General features: G+C 39.3%; 16 protein-coding genes and 1 pseudogene. 6 read left to right on the top strand and 11 right to left on the bottom strand.

Features of this window, described 5'->3' with window-relative positions; genetic code table 11:
• The 4 genes and pseudogenes from ACMHKH_RS13420 to ACMHKH_RS13405 all read right to left on the bottom strand — a co-directional run.
• Nucleotides 1–877: pseudogene (locus ACMHKH_RS13420) on the bottom strand (IS3 family transposase); the annotation flags it as partial.
• Nucleotides 878–1,120: 243 nt separating this feature from the next.
• On the bottom strand, nt 1,121–1,660 hold the full coding sequence (locus ACMHKH_RS13415; protein ID WP_413521143.1) for a hypothetical protein: 540 nt from the start codon (nt 1,658–1,660) through the stop codon (nt 1,121–1,123).
• Between the two features lie 302 nt (nt 1,661–1,962).
• Nucleotides 1,963–2,250 (bottom strand): tetratricopeptide repeat protein, encoded by a 288-nt coding sequence (locus tag ACMHKH_RS13410; RefSeq protein WP_413521142.1) that lies wholly within the window; start codon nt 2,248–2,250, stop codon nt 1,963–1,965.
• 288 nt (nt 2,251–2,538) lie between these two features.
• On the bottom strand, nt 2,539–2,931 hold the full coding sequence (locus tag ACMHKH_RS13405; protein WP_413521141.1) for a lysozyme inhibitor LprI family protein: 393 nt from the start codon (nt 2,929–2,931) through the stop codon (nt 2,539–2,541).
• A 540-nt stretch (nt 2,932–3,471) separates the two neighbouring features.
• Between ACMHKH_RS13405 and ACMHKH_RS13400 the strand changes: the two genes are divergently transcribed.
• On the top strand, nt 3,472–4,788 hold the full coding sequence (locus ACMHKH_RS13400) for a Y-family DNA polymerase (protein WP_413521140.1): 1,317 nt from the start codon (nt 3,472–3,474) through the stop codon (nt 4,786–4,788).
• On the top strand, nt 4,789–5,214 hold the full coding sequence (locus tag ACMHKH_RS13395; protein ID WP_413521139.1) for a LexA family protein: 426 nt from the start codon (nt 4,789–4,791) through the stop codon (nt 5,212–5,214).
• Between the two features lie 95 nt (nt 5,215–5,309).
• Here ACMHKH_RS13395 and ACMHKH_RS13390 read toward each other — a convergent pair whose 3' ends face one another.
• The 4 genes from ACMHKH_RS13390 to ACMHKH_RS13375 all read right to left on the bottom strand — a co-directional run bounded on the left by ACMHKH_RS13390 (nt 5,310) and on the right by ACMHKH_RS13375 (nt 8,584).
• Nucleotides 5,310–5,831, bottom strand: coding sequence for a hypothetical protein (locus tag ACMHKH_RS13390; RefSeq protein WP_413521138.1), 522 nt, complete (start codon nt 5,829–5,831; stop codon nt 5,310–5,312).
• Nucleotides 5,832–5,842: 11 nt separating this feature from the next.
• Nucleotides 5,843–7,045, bottom strand: coding sequence for an AAA family ATPase (locus ACMHKH_RS13385; RefSeq protein ID WP_413521137.1), 1,203 nt, complete (start codon nt 7,043–7,045; stop codon nt 5,843–5,845).
• A 67-nt stretch (nt 7,046–7,112) separates the two neighbouring features.
• Entirely contained in the window at nt 7,113–7,652 is a 540-nt protein-coding gene (locus tag ACMHKH_RS13380) for a Holliday junction resolvase-like protein (protein WP_413521136.1), read from the bottom strand.
• Nucleotides 7,653–7,687: 35 nt separating this feature from the next.
• Entirely contained in the window at nt 7,688–8,584 is an 897-nt protein-coding gene (locus ACMHKH_RS13375; protein WP_413521135.1) for a competence protein CoiA family protein, read from the bottom strand.
• Nucleotides 8,585–8,695: 111 nt separating this feature from the next.
• On the opposite strand from ACMHKH_RS13375, the gene ACMHKH_RS13370 reads away from it, so the two are divergent.
• Together ACMHKH_RS13370 and ACMHKH_RS13365 are read left to right on the top strand one after the other, a co-directional pair.
• A complete protein-coding gene (locus ACMHKH_RS13370; RefSeq protein WP_413521134.1) occupies nt 8,696–9,748 on the top strand; it encodes a hypothetical protein in 1,053 nt (350 codons plus the stop codon).
• Nucleotides 9,749–9,948: 200 nt separating this feature from the next.
• On the top strand, nt 9,949–10,872 hold the full coding sequence (locus ACMHKH_RS13365; RefSeq protein WP_413521133.1) for a hypothetical protein: 924 nt from the start codon (nt 9,949–9,951) through the stop codon (nt 10,870–10,872).
• Nucleotides 10,873–10,973: 101 nt separating this feature from the next.
• Here the strand turns inward: ACMHKH_RS13365 and ACMHKH_RS13360 are convergent, their stop codons facing one another.
• The 3 genes from ACMHKH_RS13360 to hsdR form a co-directional block, all read right to left on the bottom strand.
• Nucleotides 10,974–12,743: a restriction endonuclease subunit S gene (locus tag ACMHKH_RS13360; RefSeq protein WP_413521132.1), complete on the bottom strand. Its 1,770-nt coding sequence runs from the start codon at nt 12,741–12,743 to the stop codon at nt 10,974–10,976.
• Nucleotides 12,744–12,745: 2 nt separating this feature from the next.
• Nucleotides 12,746–14,479, bottom strand: coding sequence for an N-6 DNA methylase (locus tag ACMHKH_RS13355; RefSeq protein WP_413521131.1), 1,734 nt, complete (start codon nt 14,477–14,479; stop codon nt 12,746–12,748).
• A gap of 79 nt (nt 14,480–14,558) precedes the next feature.
• Nucleotides 14,559–17,024, bottom strand: a complete 2,466-nt coding sequence (gene hsdR, locus ACMHKH_RS13350; protein WP_413521144.1) for an EcoAI/FtnUII family type I restriction enzme subunit R — start codon at nt 17,022–17,024, stop codon at nt 14,559–14,561.
• A gap of 200 nt (nt 17,025–17,224) precedes the next feature.
• Here hsdR and ACMHKH_RS13345 point away from each other — a divergent pair, with 200 nt between their 5' ends.
• Both ACMHKH_RS13345 and ACMHKH_RS13340 read left to right on the top strand, forming a co-directional pair.
• A complete protein-coding gene (locus ACMHKH_RS13345) occupies nt 17,225–19,321 on the top strand; it encodes a DUF262 domain-containing protein (RefSeq protein ID WP_413521130.1) in 2,097 nt (698 codons plus the stop codon).
• Nucleotides 19,322–19,396: 75 nt separating this feature from the next.
• A partial coding sequence (locus ACMHKH_RS13340) for a hypothetical protein (protein WP_413521129.1) occupies nt 19,397–19,612 on the top strand: 216 nt, incomplete at its 3' end.

The raw sequence follows: 19,612 nt of genomic DNA, 5'->3' as shown, positions 1-19,612 counted from the left end.
CTGATCATGATGCCTTGTTCTATCGCCCATTCTTTTAGGGCGTTACTGATGTACTCAGGTCCATTATCACATCTTACTTGAACAGGTTTACCTCGACATTCAATCAGCTGATTTAAACTGCGTATGACTCTGTGAGCGGGTAATGAGAAGTCAATCTCAACGGTTAGAGCTTCACGGTTGTAATCATCAATGACATTGAATAGTCTAAAGCCTCTGCCGTCAGTTAAGGCATCATGCATAAAGTCCATGCTCCAGCTTTGGTTTATTTTATCTGGAACAGCCAAGGGTAGAGGTTTAGCGCGTTTAATTCGACGCTTAGGTTTAATTCTCAGATTCAACTCAAGCTCACAGTAGATGCGATACACCCGCTTATGATTATATGGTAGCCCCATCAAGTTACGCAGGCTTAAGAAGCATAAACCAAAGCCCCAGTTCTTGTTCTGCTCGGTCAGCTCTATAAGCAAGTGCGCGATCTGCTGGTTCTCATCCGTTGCTACCGACTTGTGATAATAACAGGTGACGCTGATATTAAAGATCAGGCAAGCCCTGCGGATACTGATGCCATGCTCTTTAATATAGTGGCAAGCCATCTCTTTGCGCCTGAGGGGCGCTACCACTTTTTTGACATGGCATCCTGTAATATGTCTGATTTAAGACATTCATCAGCGTACATCTTCTTTAAACGAGCATTTTCAACTTCAAGCTCTTTGAGACGAGTGATAAGCGCAGCATCCATGCCGCCATATTTAGAACGCCAGTTGTAAAAGGTACTTTGGCCGACATTGTGCTCACGGCACAAGTCAGCAATAGGGACGCCTTGTTCTGCTTGTTTGAGGATGTTAACGATTTGATTGTCAGTAAAGCGTGTCTTTTTCATAGGATTCTCCTGCTGGTATATTTTAGCAGTTAATCTCTATTCCTAAGTGTTCTTATTTATTGGGGGGATTACCGGAGGATGAATTACCTTGAAAAACTCCGGCTGTATTACAGTGGTTAGATAACTCAGCAAGAGCACCTATATCTGCCGACCTTAATTGAGGGTTACATTTAACAAGATCAGCTGCCTGAAGGTTAAACGAAATTAAAATCAATAAATAAAATGAATGAATAAACTTAATCCCTAAGGACATTTTCTATCCTTACGAGTAGCATACACGCCGCCATGATCACAAAGCATGGTAATAATTTTATCTAATGGACCATTTAAGGCCACATCACTTAGTAAATCTCGTTCTTCTAGGGTAACGGCGTAATCCAGCATTGTTTCCCCTAAAGTATTTTGTACATTGATGATCTCATTAAAAATTTCTGGTTCTTTTCTTTTTTTAGAATAATAAAGCCAAAAAACAGTGAGGAAGTCTTGCCTATTAGAAGGATCTTCAATTATATAATGGAGCATTGGAGATTGAACTGATGTGGAATACTTTTTAGGTCGACACTGGCTATGGGTTAAATAATCTTCTATTGGAAGTCTACTCTGCTCCATTTCTTCAATTAAAGTTGATACAAGGTTCTTACTAATAGAAACAAATTCCATGCATCTTTTTTGATAAGTGGCCCAGTTTGGATCTTTACCAGTAGTGTTACTATCGCTCGCCCCTGCAAGCATTGGTAAGCTTAGAAATAACGAGGCTGCTATGATGGTATTAGTAATTTTCATATCGTTATCCTAAGAATATTTATCTGGGTTTCAAATCAATAAATTGGGGAACAAGAGCCGTATCTTAATTAGGTTATTTGCGATACTTTTCTGGTTAAGGCGAGCCAGGAAGAAGATAACTAGAACGTTGTGGTATTTGTATGGGAACAAACCTTTGACTTTTTGGCGCTGTATTTTGGTATATGCGTAGTGTTGGTTCGTTAGATCTAGAAAGGGATGATTTGACCGTTTTATAATTCTTACACGCAGCCTCATCTCCTTTGCTATAAGCTTTGTTAGACCAAATATGCTTTAGCATTATCTTATCGCACACCCTGACCCATATCGTACAACGCACCAACAATAAATTGTCCATCAAGATTCCCTTGATTAGACGATTTTAAAGCCCATTCAAATCCTTTTTCATTACTTTGTTGGACACCCTCACCATATATGTAGGCTTTAGCAACCACCAGTTGTGAATGACTATCCCCTTGATTGGCTCTCGATAGCTCATCTGAAAAGTCGCTAGCTATAGCTGGTAACATTAATTCGAATGAAGAAACTAGAATCATTGCTCCATGAGTCCCTATTTTTTTAAATAAATTCATAGTTAATTGTCCTTAAAAATAGAGATGAGAGTTCAATAAAAAATTAGTATCTATACTTATTTATAAAAGATAAAAAATCTAGTTTTATATTGGAAATATATTCTAATATACAAATATAGTCTACATATATTATATTCTTTCTAAGAAATTATTTATTTTGATGTACGGTGTATTATCTATTCCCATTGTTCCCATAACGGACGTTATGCTAAGTGTTTTAGAAGTCATTATCTTAAGATTTTTCGATGCGTTTATCATATCAATAGATTGGTATCGTTGGGATATACTCTAATTATACTCTAGCTCAAATGTTAGACGATCTTCAAGACTCTTGCGCCTATCTTCAGTAACTCCAGTCTCACAACTTATGCTCATGAGTGGTCCCATAGTTCCAGTCTCCCAATCGGTTTGAAAGACACAGTCTTTTTTACTAAAATCTACCCATGCTAATTGTGAAATCTTTAACAGTTTTTTATTTTCTGAATCAAGTGTTGACATTAACTTTTTGTAAACTTGATCTAACTTTTCTTTTTCCATCTTTAGGTCTTTCATACCACATTGCTTTAAAGAAGCAGTATCATATTTTTCTCTGTCACAATATTCAGAATTTTGAGCTGAAACATTGTTCATCATAATACCTAAAGTAACACCTATACCAATCAGCCATTTTTTATTATTCATTATGATCCTTTGTAAGTTATCGAGGTTTAATAATAACAGTAACATGCTTCTATCGTTAAAGGCTTATGAGCTATTCAAGATATCTCTTAGACACAATTTACATCTAACGTAATGAACATTATTCCTTCAGCTAAAGATTTAACAGTACTATGTAAACTATCGTAATTAATACATGCTTGAGAACCTACTAACATGGATACAACTAATAGGCTTAGTGGAATGCTAAATGTTAATTTATTAATAACCGATAATCTAGATTGTTGTTTATTTTTAATAGTAGAATATAACTTATTTCTGATTGCTAGCATAATATTAAAAGCCAACTAGTCAATTTTTGGCTTGAAATTCTCTAAAGTAGTGAGCTTAAGATTTAATATGTATTCTGGTAGCCTAAACCTCACGACAGCCATCGTCGTCTACTATTTTCTACCCCTTGAAATTTAAACCTTTAACTCTCTACACTCAAAGGCATATTCAATCACGTCAATAGTCGTGCTTTGATATGCCTTTTCTTTATGCCATCCACCTACTGAGTAAGCCATGTATGCGCTTGTTGATTGCAATAGCTTTTACGCCAACTGTGAAAAGCTCTTTCGCCCTGATCTAAAAGATAAGGCAGTGGTGGTACTATCCAATAACGATGGCTGCGTGGTTGCACGATCAAGCGAGGCAAAGCTACTTGGTATCAAAATGGGAGTACCGTTCTTTCAGGTCAAAGACTTTTGCATACAAAACAACGTCACGGTCTTTAGCTCTAACTACACCCTTTATGCCGATATGTCTCATCGCGTCATGACTACGCTTGAGACGCTATGCCCTACGGTTGAAGTCTATTCTATCGATGAGGCCTTTTTATACTTAGCTGATTATCCGACTGCGATGACTGATCTGAATGCTTACGGTATTAAGCTTAAATCTATCGTAGAGATGTACACAGGCATTCCTATATGTGTGGGTATGGGTAGCACCAAGACCATGGCGAAGCTTGCTAATCACGCCGCTAAGAAGCACCCAGCTACCAAAGGCGTTTGTGTCCTACAAGATCTAAGATGGATAAGACGCATCATGCAGATCACGGATGTGGGTGAGGTGTGGGGTGTGGGGCGTCGATATAAAATCAGGCTAAACAGCATGGGTATTCATACCGTCTATCAATTGGCCGTATGTGCACCTGCTAAGATAAGACAACACTTTGGCGTGGTACTAGAGCGCACGTGCTTAGAGCTTAATGGTCAGTGCTGTATTGGAATTGAAACCGCTGAACCTAAAAAGCAGATTGTCTCTTCACGTTCATTCTCTACCCGTATTACCTGCCCTGATGAGCTGAGCCAATCTATCTGTAGTCACGTGTCAAAAGCGGCTAGCAAACTACGCAAGCAAGGGAGCGTCTGTAGCTATCTTAGCGTCTTCGCTAAGAGCAGCTCGTTCAGTACTACAGAAAGCTATGCTTCAATCTCCGGTCAATCTAAGTTTATAACGCCTACAGCGGATACTAGAATCATGGTAGCCGCTGCTCGGCGAATACTGACTCAGATATTTATCGAGGACATTCGCTACGCCAAAGCAGGTGTCATGCTCTTTGATATCTGCCAGCACCATGAGGTGCAGCCTGATTTGTTTACAGAGGATAGCAGCGATGATGCAGGTCAAAGCAGTAGTCACTGTACTAATAGAAGCGAAAAGGTAATCGCTATCATGGATCAGCTTAATAAAAAGTTTGGCCAAAACAGTAACCAGCAATCTGCTGTGTTTATCGCAAGCGAAGGAATAAAGGATAAGCAGAAATGGCAGATGAGCCGCAATATGCTATCGCCGTGCTATACCACTAACATTAAACAAATACCTAAGGTGGACTAAATGACGGTTAAGATAATCGGTAGGCTTACCGATGAGGGTGAAACGGTATTGCTGTCTTTATACAGTGATAGAGTTAAAGCGGGCTTCCCAAGTCCTGCGACCGACTATGTGCAAAACCGTATTGATCTAAATACCTTACTCATTCATAGCCCGACGACGACTTACTTGGTTGAAGTTGAAGGGGATAGCATGATCGATATTGGTATTTATCCCAATGATATTTTAATTGTGGATCGTTCGATAAGTGCTAGGAACAAAGATATCGTCATCGCGCTAGTCGAAGATGGCTTTACGGCAAAGCAGCTGATACTAGGGGAGCACATTATCTTGCGTGCTCACAACGTCAACTATGCTGATATTATCGTGAAAGGATCGCTTGAGCTGTTTGGCGTGGTGGTCAGTAGTATTAGACGGTTTAAGCGCTGAGGGTAGCAAGTGAGATTGCGAAGTGGATTAGTACTAAGGTTTTAAAAAGGTCGGCTTAGTTTATGCATCAGCCGTTTCACCTAAAAGTGAGACGGCTATTTTTTTTGCTTTACGCCTAATAATGAGCGTAACTTTACGATTGTGGCATGACTAGTCTCATCAAGCACTGGCTTAGCGAGTAGTGGCTCGTAGCTTTTCGATAAGGCAGGATTATCAGACAATTGAGGGTGTAGAGCACTTTTACATTTTTGCGCAGTGTTAGGAATGTTTTGAGCAAGTATGCTAAGTAACATACCTTCCAAGCATAGTGGTTTTGAATATAAGATACTAATGCCTGAATCATCAGCTGCTTTAATGTCTTGTTGCTTAACAGGAACATCGCTATCCATCAAAATAAACTTCTGGTCATAATCAACGTGACGACTCTTTTTAACCGTATCCTTGATAATATCGTGTGGTGAGCCACCACTCGAAAAATCAAGAGTTACTTTACTACCAGAGCGTCTTTCGTGATAAATGCCTTTCATATGGCTTAAAAATGCCTTGTCGTGTTCACCTTCACCCATAACGAGTAGGGTGGTTTTGTTGACTGACCTAGTAGGTTTGCGCTTTGCCATAATCTAGCCTCTTATAGATTTGGTATTGCGTCAAACGCGCCAGCCATATATTTTGCATAAAGGTTATCGTCATTACGAATCCCTTCCATCTCATCAAGCCGCCAAGCTTCTGAAGCCTGCTCGTATTTTTCGACCAAGTAAATTTGATGCTTGTTCAATAAATTAAACACCTCAGGAGTATGGCAACTAAAAATAAGCTGCGCATTATGAGGGTTGTGATGTGACGAGCGAAACAAATCAAAAATAGCAGGCAACAGTAGGGGGTGTAGGTCATTATCAAGCTCATCGATAATAGCTACGCCACCATTCTTAAGCACTGGTAGTATGAGCCCAAGCAAGCTATATGCGGATTGTGTACCATTAGACTCTTCATAAATCATAAGCTCAAACGAGTCATTACCCACTTTATGCACACCAAAAGGTAGTAGTACCTCTTGCTGCTTGCCTTCGTTTACCATCATCACGCTTTTTATATTAATCTCATCTATGCCAGTATCAAACTGACAAAGTAGCTTTTCAGCGGTTTGTTTTAAACCATCATCCTTAGCAAATAATTCTGTCATTTCAGGTATAGATTGGCTAAGGCTACCAAGCCTGCCGATTGAGACTACATTAGTCTTATAGTGATTGAACATATCAAAAATGTCTTCTGCCAATGGCTCATCGAGCAAATTGGCATAGCTGATAAGTGAGGCGTTTTTCTTCACATCATCAGCTAAAGAAGGGATAACAAAGTTACGATGTTTATAGTTAAGCTTGTCACCGTCATGATGACGTATGAATACATAGCTAAATTGGCTACTAGTCTTTTTGTATAAGGACTCTTTAACTACACTATGCTGTGTCAAAGTCAGCTCATAGCGATATTCATCATAAATGCCATCAGCATTTTTAAGTAAGAAGCCAAATTCAAATTCTGATAACTCATTACTACTTAACGCGAACTGGCTGAAAGAAATAGGTTGCTCTGAGTCAAGGCTGCTAGTAGATTCACACATAAACCAACGTAAAAAGGCAATGGCTTTTAATAGCTGCGTTTTACCGGAGCCATTCGCGCCAAGTACAGCGGTAACTTTATTTAATCGATACTGGTCTTGCGTGGTATCAATATAAAAATCATAGTCAGTTTTAGTAGGTTGTTTGCCCAAAGTGAATGACACCTCAGTAGACTCTGAGTAAGAATAAAAATTATTAAAGCGAATATAAGTAATCATATTAAGTCACTTTTAACAAAATATTGTGGTTTCGTTGATAATATAGCATATTAATATTCATATAGCGTTATTGAGTAATTATTTGAACACGCATGTCTTCCGTATCTTCACAGTATTTTATCCTAAGCTCTTTAAAGCTAACCTGCCCATTTTCGATTACTTGTTTAATAATCTTCTGCCGTTGGTTTAGCCTAGCATTCCCTGTTTTAACTTCTGCAATAATGAGATGCACATCCTCAATAGGCACGTTGCCATCAGCGCATTCGTGCAAGTTTTGGAAGATAACGTAGTCAATCGGCTCACCCATAAATCGGCAGTCCGAAGGGTTGTATGGAAAGTCAGTGATAAAGGGCGTGAACTGTTCACCAATTTGACCTTTTAGTACATTGCGCTGCATATTGTTGGAACGCTTTTGCGCCTCTTTAATATCTTTATCTAATTGCTGTTGAAAACCTGATTCTCTTTCAATCATTGCAGTTTTAATTTGAGTCATATCTCGCTCATTCTGTAGCAAAGCCTTATTTTGCAACTGTATTCGCTGCATAGTCCATACAAGTAGTGCCATCATTAGCAAGATTATAATGAGTAGTATCGTAGTAAGCGTCATGATCTTGTCTTCCGTATTATCGAGTTGAGTTGTTTTTAATTTTTGGGAGTCATATCCATTTCTTGCAGTCGTTGAAAGACGGTATCCGAAAACGGCTTAAAGTAATTCCATGACTTATATTTTTTATTGTACTGACCACCGCCTTCATTACGCCATTGCTTTAGTATCTCGATAACATCGTGGTTGAAGTTGACACACTTAACGGACACCATGCCTGAGTTAAAAACTCTGACATCTACCCAATTGTGTTTAATGGTTAAACGATGCATACCAAAGCCAGTATCGAAGCTTCCAGCGTTATTCTCATCTGTTATGCTCTGACAATCATAGATAGGTTCATCTAATGAGGTAGGGACTGCTGAAGCTATTAGTGCTTTCGGCTCTGGAAAGATCCATTGCTTATTACTAACACAGCCTAAGATGTAATCTCTAGCTTCCTCACTTGGCAATTCAATGCCTTGCGTGATGATTTCTCTTAAATTGATCTCAACAGTTTTGATACCTAACTGCTTAATAAAGTTCGATTTGTCTGTATCGATAAAAGAAGTCACTGCGACTTCGATAAACATCATCTCGCCGTCAATAGTCGCTACTATGTCAGGTCGAATACAGCCAACGGATTGTTCTGCAATCAGTTGATCAAATTGCCAAGTCCTATCTTCATCATTCTCGTCATCAGGTAATGATGGTAGCGTTAAATATTTCTCTTCCATAATGACTTGCTTAGCAAACTTGTGTAGGATACTTTCAGGATGAATAGTGCAGCTTTCTTTATTGCTTAAGTGCGCAAAATGATGCTCATTCTTCTCACCTTTACGAGCCACAACGGGCTCACTACATTCAAAGCAAAAACACATACAAGCCAGCCCTCGCTCGACTTGCTTAACATTGACGATTTGCTTTTGCTCATTAACAGCGATTGACATTGACATAGTTACCATCCTCTTGTTAGTTGGTTAGGAGTGAGGTAATTATGAGAAGAATTTGACTATCAAAACAGACTGCTAATAGGGTTTCAACAGGGGTTTAACCGGTGCACTGCTATGAAAAACAAACACTTAGAGGTATTTGAAGAGCTTAAAAAGCAGCTTCTTAATTTTCCACGAGATACCCTTTATGATAAATACCTAGACGCGATAGTAAGCGCACAGCTTAAAAAAATAAAATATTCGGATGATGGTTTTGAGCCTGAAAAGTTATCAAGACAATATGTTTATGCCAAAGCTAAAGGTGTTAATGAAGATACAGTAGACGGGCAAACGGCTAAAAACTCGATCAAAACTACGAAGTTAAATTTAGAGTTGAATAATTTTATTCACTCACAACCAGACTGCAAACAGGCGTTCGATAATATCGGGTATATGCCAATAGTTATTGCTTCTTTATCAAGTGGTGGTGCGAAGAATAGGGCGCTACTCTGGATGGATATTGAAGCAGTAAAAGATGATAGTTATGAGCTAGAACAGATACTAGACACTACGAGCTTAGAAATTGATGAGGAAATTGAAGATGACGAGGACTTAAGCTTCGTTACGTACGAGCGTAGACCTGAATCAGAGATTAAGCCGTCTTTGTTTACTAAGCTCTTTTTCAAAAAAGGTAAGTTAAAGCTGCGAAGTTTTAGTGGAATGCTGCTAATGTTGTTGCTGATGCTAAGCTTCGTTGCAGATATTCTTATCGCTATATTCTCAATATTAGTTATCTTATTATTGAGTGATCTGCCAAGTTTTAGACTGTGGCAAGTTATGGTTCTCTTACTATTGATCCCTGTTGCTTACCTCAACTGGCGATATTTTTTTATGCCGCTATATGTGCTGCCTCATCATCGTGTGATCAAAGCACCTATGTTCTTTGCCAATATTAATGTCGATAATGCTGACATTGAGATGTATCGTAACAAAGATAAGTTGAACATAGCAAGGATCACTGAGTTCACTGCCACTTGCCCAATCTGCTCTGGAGTGATACTACTGGCTAATGGTAAGCCAGATCAAATGCCGCCATTGGTAGGGCGCTGTAAGGAGGCACCTCATGCGCATGTATACAGCTTTGATCGAATGACGATGAAAGGGTATTTCTTAGGTGCGCCAAACTAATTGATGAATATGGAAAATAAGGATTAGTACTGAGATGTATTGTTAGTACATCAAAAACGAACTAATAAAAACTTAATAAGACGCTATAAGCGACAAGCGATGTCGTTTTAAACTACCTCTGCTGATTAATATCAAATGTTTGTTTGTATAATAGTCATGAACATAATGCAACTTATATAAATGGATATGGAGGATACAATATGCAGTATAAACAAAAATCTTTTCGAAAAGTCCCTGAGAGCTTTTCACAGCTAAAAGGTAAATACTTAATTGGTAAAAATCTAGATGACTTTACAGAAGATAAGCTGAGGCAGGTATCAGATAAGGTCTCATGGGAAGATGGAGAAGCGTTCTTGCCTAGTAAAATTGGTAAAACTTCCAAAATTAATGCTGATGGCAAAGTTATAATAAGAAGAGATCTACCGAAAGAGTCGGTTTCTCAAGAGCTAAAATATACGCGTTCAGAATTTTATGGACCAGATAGAAGAGAGGTAGATGAATCAACTTGGAGAACCTATCAAAGGTTCGTGAGAGAAAGGCTGCCTGCTCCAAATGTGCCAGTTAAATGCATTACCAACAATGATGAAAAGTTTTTGATGATTGAGTGTGATAGTGCAGATAGTGATGAGCTATTATTACATAAGCTCAATTTAGCTTTAGAAATTTTTGAATCTGAGTTTGAGCTGCATGTATCTGCTAAAGATGGCTTTGTTGCAATTCCTACTCAGTTTAGATTTGTGAATTGGCAGATATTGCCATCCGGCGAAAAAACGCAAGAAGAGATTATTGATTTAATCAAAAGTACTGTTCCATCGAGTCATAGAAAGACAGTGAAGCCAGTTATAGAAAAGCGTTTGTCTACCATTGCAAGTTATCAGGCTGATAGTATCGTTGTAGGAGTTGGGGGCTATAAGGGCTATATTGTTTACAACTTTCCTAACAAAGATATATCAGTACTAGAGTGTGACAACATCAATAATGCCACCTATGTGTTTGATCTAGACAGCTGGGAAGAGCTATCCAAGTTAAGTAAAACTGAGATTATCGAAAGTAATCTTGCTCAGCAGCGCATTATCCATGATAAGAGTTGGACATCCGCTATTTCAGATCTTCTTAGTGTGTAATAGATTATAGCTCACTATAAAAAAGCTGCCTTTTGCATGAGCAGAAGACAGCCTTTTTGTGTAGAAGTATTTATTTTAAAAGCACTTAATAACGCATGATTTTAAGCCAACGCCTGCTCAACTAACGCATCGGTAAGCTGAACCTGAGTGGTTTGTGATTGTTGCAATTTGTCTTTTATCTGATCACAGATTTGCATAAGCTCATCGACTTTAGCAACTATGCGATGTTGTTCGGCTAAGGGTGGTAAAGGAATAACTAATGAAGACAAATGACCTTGGTTGACTGTTTTTTGTCCTGCTGTACTAATAAATAAATCAGAAATCCTATCTCTCACAAGGTTACTTGACCCAAGAAGAAATAAATAATCAGGTGAAAAACTTATTATAGGAAATCTCATACGAATAAAATGGTCACAATAAATTGCATCATAATTACGTTTGCAAGTTATAAATCTACCTACAATATCTGCGCTACCATTTACTCGAATAATAAGTATGTCACTATCTGCTAATAGATATCTATCAATAGAACTTGGTGAAATAGGTAGGGTTCTAGTATCAGCTAATGAAATTTGCCAATTCTTAATATCTGCCAGTCTTAAAACTGTTATTGGTTTACCCTCTTTGTCACCTCGACTAGAAGCCCCGTTTTGGAACTGAGGTGCTAGATTCCCTAGCTTGCACCATTCCCATCCTCGCGGTAATTTAAAAGGTTTTTCATCATCATCAATAAGCGGCAACGGCTTTGCTCTCTTAATCTTCTTTTCTTTAACCAACCGAGATTTTTCTTCGTCAATCCTTTCTAACAACACTGAAGCAGGCTCATCATTTGGATCTTGTGGTACGAGCTTACCCATAACTGCTAGTTGTAATGCCGTTTGTTTAAATGCTTCAATACTCTGCTCTGTGGTAAATAGACTGTCGAAATTCTCAGACAGTCTAGCCCAATTTTGCGCTAGTTCATTGGCATCAGCGCTATCAGTGAGAGTAGTTAGCAGCACCTCTACCAAGGTTGCATGAGCGCCAATACTCGCTTCAGTTTGTTGTTCTAAGTCGTCACATAACTGCATAAGTTCATCGACCTTGGCTACGATGCGATGTTGTTCTTTGACTGGAGGTAAAGCTATTATTGAATTAACAGCTTTGTCTGTTCCTAATCTAGGTAAGCTCATACCATGAGTTGAGCTGTTAGCATACTCGATAAAGTTAGGGCTTTTAAGAAAGTAACGTAAATAGTGAGGCAATAGTTTGTCGTGACAAGTTATTGGTATTATTTCAGTTGTACATACGCCTGACTCATCGGCAACTATAACTTTATCTAAATAAGGTCGTAATTTTCCATACAGCACATCATTCTCACTGAAAACGTTTTTTGTGCTTTTAAATTGACGCTCCGAAAACCTTATTTTATTTAAAAGACGTGAAGTTCCTTTCTCAATATCTTCAAGCTCTAAAATCCAAGTAGTAAGTTTAACTGTATCTGATTCAGCTTTAAATGGGTTTCCGTAGCTTGCGATATTTCCAAGCTTGCACCATTCCCAACCTCCCGGAAGGTCGAAAAGCTTTTCATCTTTGCTAATATAAGCAAGAGGTTTAGCTTTTTTAATTTTACCTTCTTTAACTAATTGGGACTTTTCAGCTGCTATTTTCTCTAGCAATACTGATGCAGGCTCATCATTAGGATCTTGTGGCACTAGCTTACCGCGTACAGCGAGCTCTAATATTAGCTCACGTAATTTAGTGATACCGTATAGCTCATACTTTTTGCTACTACCACGCCCACTAGTCGATTTAGCCAATATAGAGCTGGTCCAGATGTCGATATGGTCAGTGATTAAGGGGTTAATAGTTAAGGTATCGCTTTGACTCATCATCATTCACCCTTTACCGTATCGTTTGATAATGCTGTACTGAGCACAGCTTTCAGTTGATCTCTTAGTTCATGGATGCTTCGTAGCTGCTTGGCATAACTAGCCAGTAACTCATTAGGATCATGACTAATAGTCTCACCCACGTGCGGATTTTTTATATCGAGATTAAAAGCTGCATAGAAAATACTGTCGCCTGCTTGCTGGCTATTATTCGCATCACGGCGTAGGCCATCTATCTTAGTTTCTAGTGCTGTGAGTTTCTCTTCAAGCTCAGCCTTTGACTCATCACTAGCCGCTTTTAATTCAGCTTTTAAGGCTTTGAGGGCAGGCTCTAAATGATAGATCTCATCTAGTAGTGCTGCTGCCTTATCCCAATGAGGCTGAGCATTATTTTCAGCAGTTGCTCTTGTCCCAGCGAAATCTACCTTCCATGCGTGCTCGTTCTCTACACGACTGGCAAAACCGTCTTCCTCATTTCCCCACCAATCTATCTCAGCTTGAAACTCTTCAAACTTCATTGGCTTAGTTTTGCTGTAGTTTTTTACGCCATCAGGGTAGGGATGCTCATAAAACCAAATGTCTTTAGTGGGCGTGCCTTTAGTAAAGAATAGCAGGTTGGTCTTGATACCGGTATACGGATTGAAGACGCCATTAGGCAAGCGGATAATGGTGTGTAGGTTGCATTCTTCAGTGAGCATCTTTTTGAGCTTACTTTTAACGCCTTCACCAAACAGCGTACCATCAGGCAGTACGACGGCGGCACGGCCCTTATCTTTTAATATCTCAACGATCAGCTGTAAGAACAGATCGGCAGTTTCACGAGTTTGTAATTCCGATGGGAAGTTCTTTTCGATACCTTGTTCTTCAGTACCGCCAAAAGGTGGGTTACTGACGATGACATCGACATCGTTATCCCAGCTTGATATATGTTTGTTGAGCGTGTTGTCATGGCGAATCTGTACCGGTACTTCGATACCATGCAGCATCATATTTGTCGTACAAAGCAAATGCGGTAACTGTTTCTTTTCAAAACCAAAAATTTGTTGTTGTAGTACTTGATGGTCTGTCGTTGATTCGACATAGTTACTTTTGACGTGCTCAAACGAACAAGTCAAAAACCCACCGGTACCGCAAGCTGGATCCATGATTTTCTCACCGAGCTTTGGATCAACGCGATCGACAATAAAGCGTGTTACCGCGCGCGGCGTATAAAACTCTCCAGCATTACCAGCGCTTTGTAAATCACGTAGCAGTTGCTCATAGATATCACCGAACAGATGGCGCTCGCTAGATTTATTAAAGTCAATCTCATTAAGCTTATTGATAACTTGGCGTAGCAATGTGCCGTTCTTCATATAGTTATAAGCGTCACTAAGACCTTGCTTGACGACATACCCACGTGGATTGGTGTCTCTTGGAGCCATAAAGTCTTTAAGCTCGCCGAAAATACCATCATTGACGAAATTAAGTAATTCATCACCTGTCTTACCTTGCGCATCACCTATATTACCTTGCGCATCGCCCGCCCAATTGCGCCAAAGGTAGTCGATAGGGATAGGTGCTATGTACTCTTTGTCTTCAAAATCCAATTCTTCTTCAAGTGCTTTTTCTTGAGCGTCGAACACTTTTAAAAATAACAACCAAGATAGTTGGCTAAGCCTTTGGGCATCACCATCTACTCCAGCATCTTGACGCATGATATCTTGAATAGACTTAATAACAGAACTGATTGACATGTAGGCTCACTTTTAACTAATTATTGAAATAGAACGCACCCATTAAGGGGGCTATAACATTTAAATGCGAATATAACGCTTATGCTTGCTTGGCGGGCAGACGATAAATCTCAGATTCCAAATCACGAATGGCTTGCTGATAGCCTTCTTTGTTGCCAAAGTTATCTTTTACTATCTCCATAGGACTACCAAGCTGATTCAGAGGCTGTAGTTTTAGGACGTTAAGACTTTCGATTTCCTTGATCCCTTCGTCAGCATATTTATCAAGTAGAATATTAAGTACCTTTTGCGCAGAGTCTGAATACTTAGTGAAGTAATTACGCTTTTTGACTTGGTTAGCGCGTTCATGACGGGTTAGAGGAGGCTGATCATATACCACATGGCAAATCAAATCAAAAGGATCCATAGCCTGTCCAATCTCTTCTTTCAATGCTTCCCAAATAATACCGACATTAGCCAGCTCATCAATGATAGTCTGCTTGCGCTCAGCTTCATTCCAACGCTTAGTAAAATCATCTAAGCTTGCATACTGTTTATTAAAAGTTTTACGGGTGTAGTCTTGAAAAGATTCCGTAGTCAGCTTGCCATCAGATCCATAATACTGGATACGCTGTGCGATAATTTGAAAAGGCACACCTTTCACGAAGTATTTTTTGCGAGGTTCGCTAACACCACCGCCAGTATCGCTGCCTCCATTATCGTCACCACCTGTACTTATACTCTCATTATCGCCTTCCTCTTCAAACGGAGCGGAAGGTCCGCCTACTATATGATCACCACTTCTTTCTTCTTTTTCGGGAAATGGTGTATCACCTTCGCCTGTATCTGTAGTATCACCTCCTTCAGTGATGCCAGTGGGTGTAACTACCATGACACGTTCAGGATCACCATCAAAATCTTTATCTGAAAATAACTCCGTTGCTTTTTTGAAGTCAATAATAGTAAACCAAAGCTTGCGATACTTCTCGTTTATACGGGTACCACGACCAATGATTTGTTTAAACTTAGTCATGGACTGAATATTCTGATCTAATACGATGACTTTACAGGTTTGGGCGTCGACACCCGTTGACATGAGCTCTGAGGTTGTAACAATTACTGGATAGGCCTTTTTAGGATTGATAAAGTTATCAAGCTGCGCTTTACCTAACTTATCATCCCCTGTAATTTTCATGATATATTTATCGTTTTTCTTGACCTGTTCTGGGTTGCAGTTAATCAATGCACGGCGCATACGATCAGCATGGTTAATATCGTTACAGAATACGATAGTTTTCGCCATAGGATCGGTACTTTCAAGATAGCTAGTAACAGTCTTTGCAACTAGTTCTGTACGTTCATCTATTACCAGTCTACGGTCAAAATCTTTTTGATTATAAGTACGATCCTCTATTAGCTCACCATGCTTGTCCCTTTGACCATCTATTGGCCGCCAGCCTTGTAGGTCAATATCCATATCGACTCGAATGACTTTGTAAGGTGCTAAAAAGCCATCACCAATTCCTTGTTTAAGAGAATAGGTATAAATAGGGTCACCGAAGTAATTAGAATTGGAGACTTCCTCAGTTTCTTTAGGAGTCGCCGTTAGACCTATATGGGTAGCACTACTGAAGTAGTCTAAAATCTCACGCCATGAGCTGTCTTCAGCTGCACTACCACGGTGGCACTCGTCAATAACAACCAAATCAAAAAAGTCAGGTGCAACTTGCTTGAAGGCTTTTTGCTCTTCTCCTGGGCCAGTTAGTGCTTGATACAATCCTAGATGAATCTCAAAAGCGGGATCGACGGTTCTGTTCTCGATCTTAGTCATCGCATTGCCGAAAGGTTGAAAATCATTAATACGAGATTGATCCACTAAAATGTTTCGATCAGCTAAGAATAAAATACGTTTCTTCTGTCTCGATTTCCATAGACGCCAAATGATTTGAAACGCCGTGTAGGTTTTACCTGTTCCCGTTGCCATAACTAACAAAACACGCTTTTGGTTACGAGATATGGCCTCTATAGTCTTATTAATAGCTTTAAGCTGATAGTAACGGGGTACTTTGCCGCTACCATCGTCGTGATAATCCTGCGTAATAATAGGTAGTTGCTCTTGGGTATATTTTTTCCAACGACAATATTTATCCCATAGTTGCGTAGGTGATGGAAACTCTGCGAGCGAAATCTCAGTTTCAAGAAGCTCGCCTTTAGCTGTATCACTAGTTTTGTCATGAAAGATAAAGCCATTACCAGTTGCTGAAAATATAAATGGCACTTCAAGTAATTCAGCGTAATCAAGAGCTTGTTGCATACCGTTGCCAACTTCAAATTTGTTCTTCTTAGCTTCAACCACGGCAAGTGGTAAATTCAACTTATGATATAGAACGATATCTGGAGATTTTACTGGTGTGCGAACAGCCATTTGGCCTTGAACTCTCACTCTACCGTCTCGCAATGGAACTTGTTCGCGAATTTGAGTCATGCTATTCCAGCCTGCTTGGATGATGGCAGGCATAATAAATTTACTAACGATATCAGTCTCACCGAACTTTAACTTATTTATGCTACTCATCTTAGTTATATCCTAGAAGGGGTTTAGATAGCTAGAAGTACTGCCTAAATTATTTCGCTACATACTTTCCAATAAAAAGTAAACAGTAGTATATTAGCTATCTAAACTATATAAGTCAGCTAAAACTTCTATAACGAACTATTTTTCGCAAGGTATATGAGTTATAAAAGTACAAGGAAAGAGCCAAAGCTATGAAAGCAACCGAAGCCAAACTACTTGATTTTTTAAAGAAGTCACCACAATTTATCATTCCTATATATCAGCGCACCTACTCGTGGACTGAGCAGCAGTGCCGTCAATTGTGGGATGATATCATGCGCGCAGGCAATAATGATGCTGTTGGGGCTCATTTTATTGGCTCTGTAGTTTATATTGAGAAGGGCTTATATCAGGTTTCTAGCCAGTCACCTTTGCTGGTAATTGATGGTCAGCAAAGATTAACAACTGCTATGCTTCTTTTAGAAGCTTTATCACGACACCTTGGTGATACTGAACCCGTTGAGGGGTTTTCTGCTAAAAAGCTACGTAACTATTATTTGCTAAATCCACTAGAAGAGGGTGAGCGTGGATATAAACTAATTCTGACGCAGACTGACAAAGACAGTTTTTTATCGCTAGTCACACAGAAGTCACTACCACAGGATTTTTCATTACGGATTAAAGAAAACTTTGATTTTTTTGATACGCAGCTAGGAAAACTGAATGGCAACCTAGAACAACTCTGCCGTGGTCTAGCAAAGGTAATTATTGTTGATATTGCTTTGAGTCGAGATCAAGACAATCCACAGTTGATTTTCGAGAGCATGAACTCTACTGGGAAAGCACTCAGCCAAGCCGATTTAATTCGCAATTTTATGTTGATGGGGTTGGAACCAGATCATCAAGCTGATCTCTATTATGATCATTGGAGACCTATGGAGGTCGAGTTTGGACAGGAGAGCTATGGCGATTACTTTGATAGCTTTATGCGACACTACCTTACGGTTAAAACTGGTGATATTCCTAGGATTGATGGTGTATACGAGGCTTTTAAGCAACATGCTCAAAAGCTTGATGCGGAAGGTATAACTGTAGATCAGCTAGTTGCTGAGATACACTCTTTTGCTAAATATTTTTGTGCAATGGCGTTGGGTAAAGAAACTGATAAGCAATTGGCAACAGTATTTAAGGATTTGCGTGAGCTAAAAGTGGATGTGGCTTACCCTTTCTTACTTGAGCTTTATCATGACTACAGTCTAGGGCAGCTTAGCAAAGGCGACTTCTTTGATGCAGTCCGTTTGATTGAATCGTATGTTTTTCGTCGTGCGGTATGTGCAATTCCTACAAACTCATTGAATAAAACCTTTGCAACTTTTCATAAAGCGCTTGATAAAGATCATTATTTAGAGAGTATCAAAGCTCACTTGATCGGATTACGTTCCTACAAAAGATTTCCAAATGACGATGAGTTCAAGCGTGAACTCGTTATTCGCGACTTATATAACTTCCGTAGTCGCACTTACTGGTTACGTCGTTTTGAAAATTTCGAGCGTAAAGAGCATGTTTTAGTGGACGAATATACGATAGAGCATATTCTGCCTCAGAACGAGAAGCTTTCAAAGCAGTGGCAAGAAGAGCTTGGTATTGACTGGCAACAAGTGCATTCAACCTATTTGCATACGCTTGGCAACCTAACCTTAACGGGTTATAACTCTGAGTATAGTGACCGCCCATTCACTGAAAAGCGTGATATGGCGGGTGGCTTTAAAAGCAGTCCACTTATACTCAACGAAGATTTAAGAAGCTCTAGTGCATGGAATAAAGACACAATTAGTGCTAGAGCTAAAAAACTTGCTGATCGCGCTATTGCAGTATGGATGGCACCTCATTTACCAGAGAGTATATTACAGGCTTATATCGATATACCTTTACAGCATGAAGGTTATACGTTAGCAGACCACATTCATCTTGCTGAAGATGCGCCAATGCATGGTCTCTTTCAGCAGCTTCGTAAAGAAGTAATGGCTCTTGATCCTAGCGTTACTGAAGATATCCTAAAGCTGTATGTCGCATTCAAAGCAGAAACCAATTTTGTTGATGTAGTGCCACTAAAAAGCAAATTGAGATTATCTATTAACCTACGTTTTCATGAGCTAAACGATCCTAAAGAAATGGCTAGAGATGTTAGCAGCCTTGGTCGCTGGGGTAATGGTGATGCTGAGATTGGGCTGAGCGATATTTCTGATTTGCCCTATGTAATGGGGCTTATTAGACAGAGCTTGGAAAAGCAGATGGGCGAAAGCGCATAGTTTGAAGCATGTTATTGATAGTGGTTTATTTATATAATTGATTTTTGAAAAATTTAAATTATTGAGGAAGTATGGATGCAAAATGTAAACGAGTATTTGCGTGAAAATTTGAATAAAGTAGGTGGGAGTATATACATAGCGCCCAATCTTCCAGAAAAAAAAGTCAGTAGTGCTATATCAGAGTTCAAATACGACTCTGATACGAATAGTATTGTTGCTTTATATGACAATAGTCTACTTGGTAATTCAAAAGAAGGATTACTATTTGTCGGTAGTGGATTCTTTATAAAG

It is taken from the genome of Psychrobacter glacincola, from assembly GCF_965118485.1.
In the GTDB taxonomy this organism is placed as follows: Bacteria; Pseudomonadota; Gammaproteobacteria; order Pseudomonadales; family Moraxellaceae; genus Psychrobacter; species Psychrobacter glacincola_D.
Note: the sequence above shows the minus strand (reverse complement) of the source record. Positions and strands in the feature narration are given on the sequence as shown.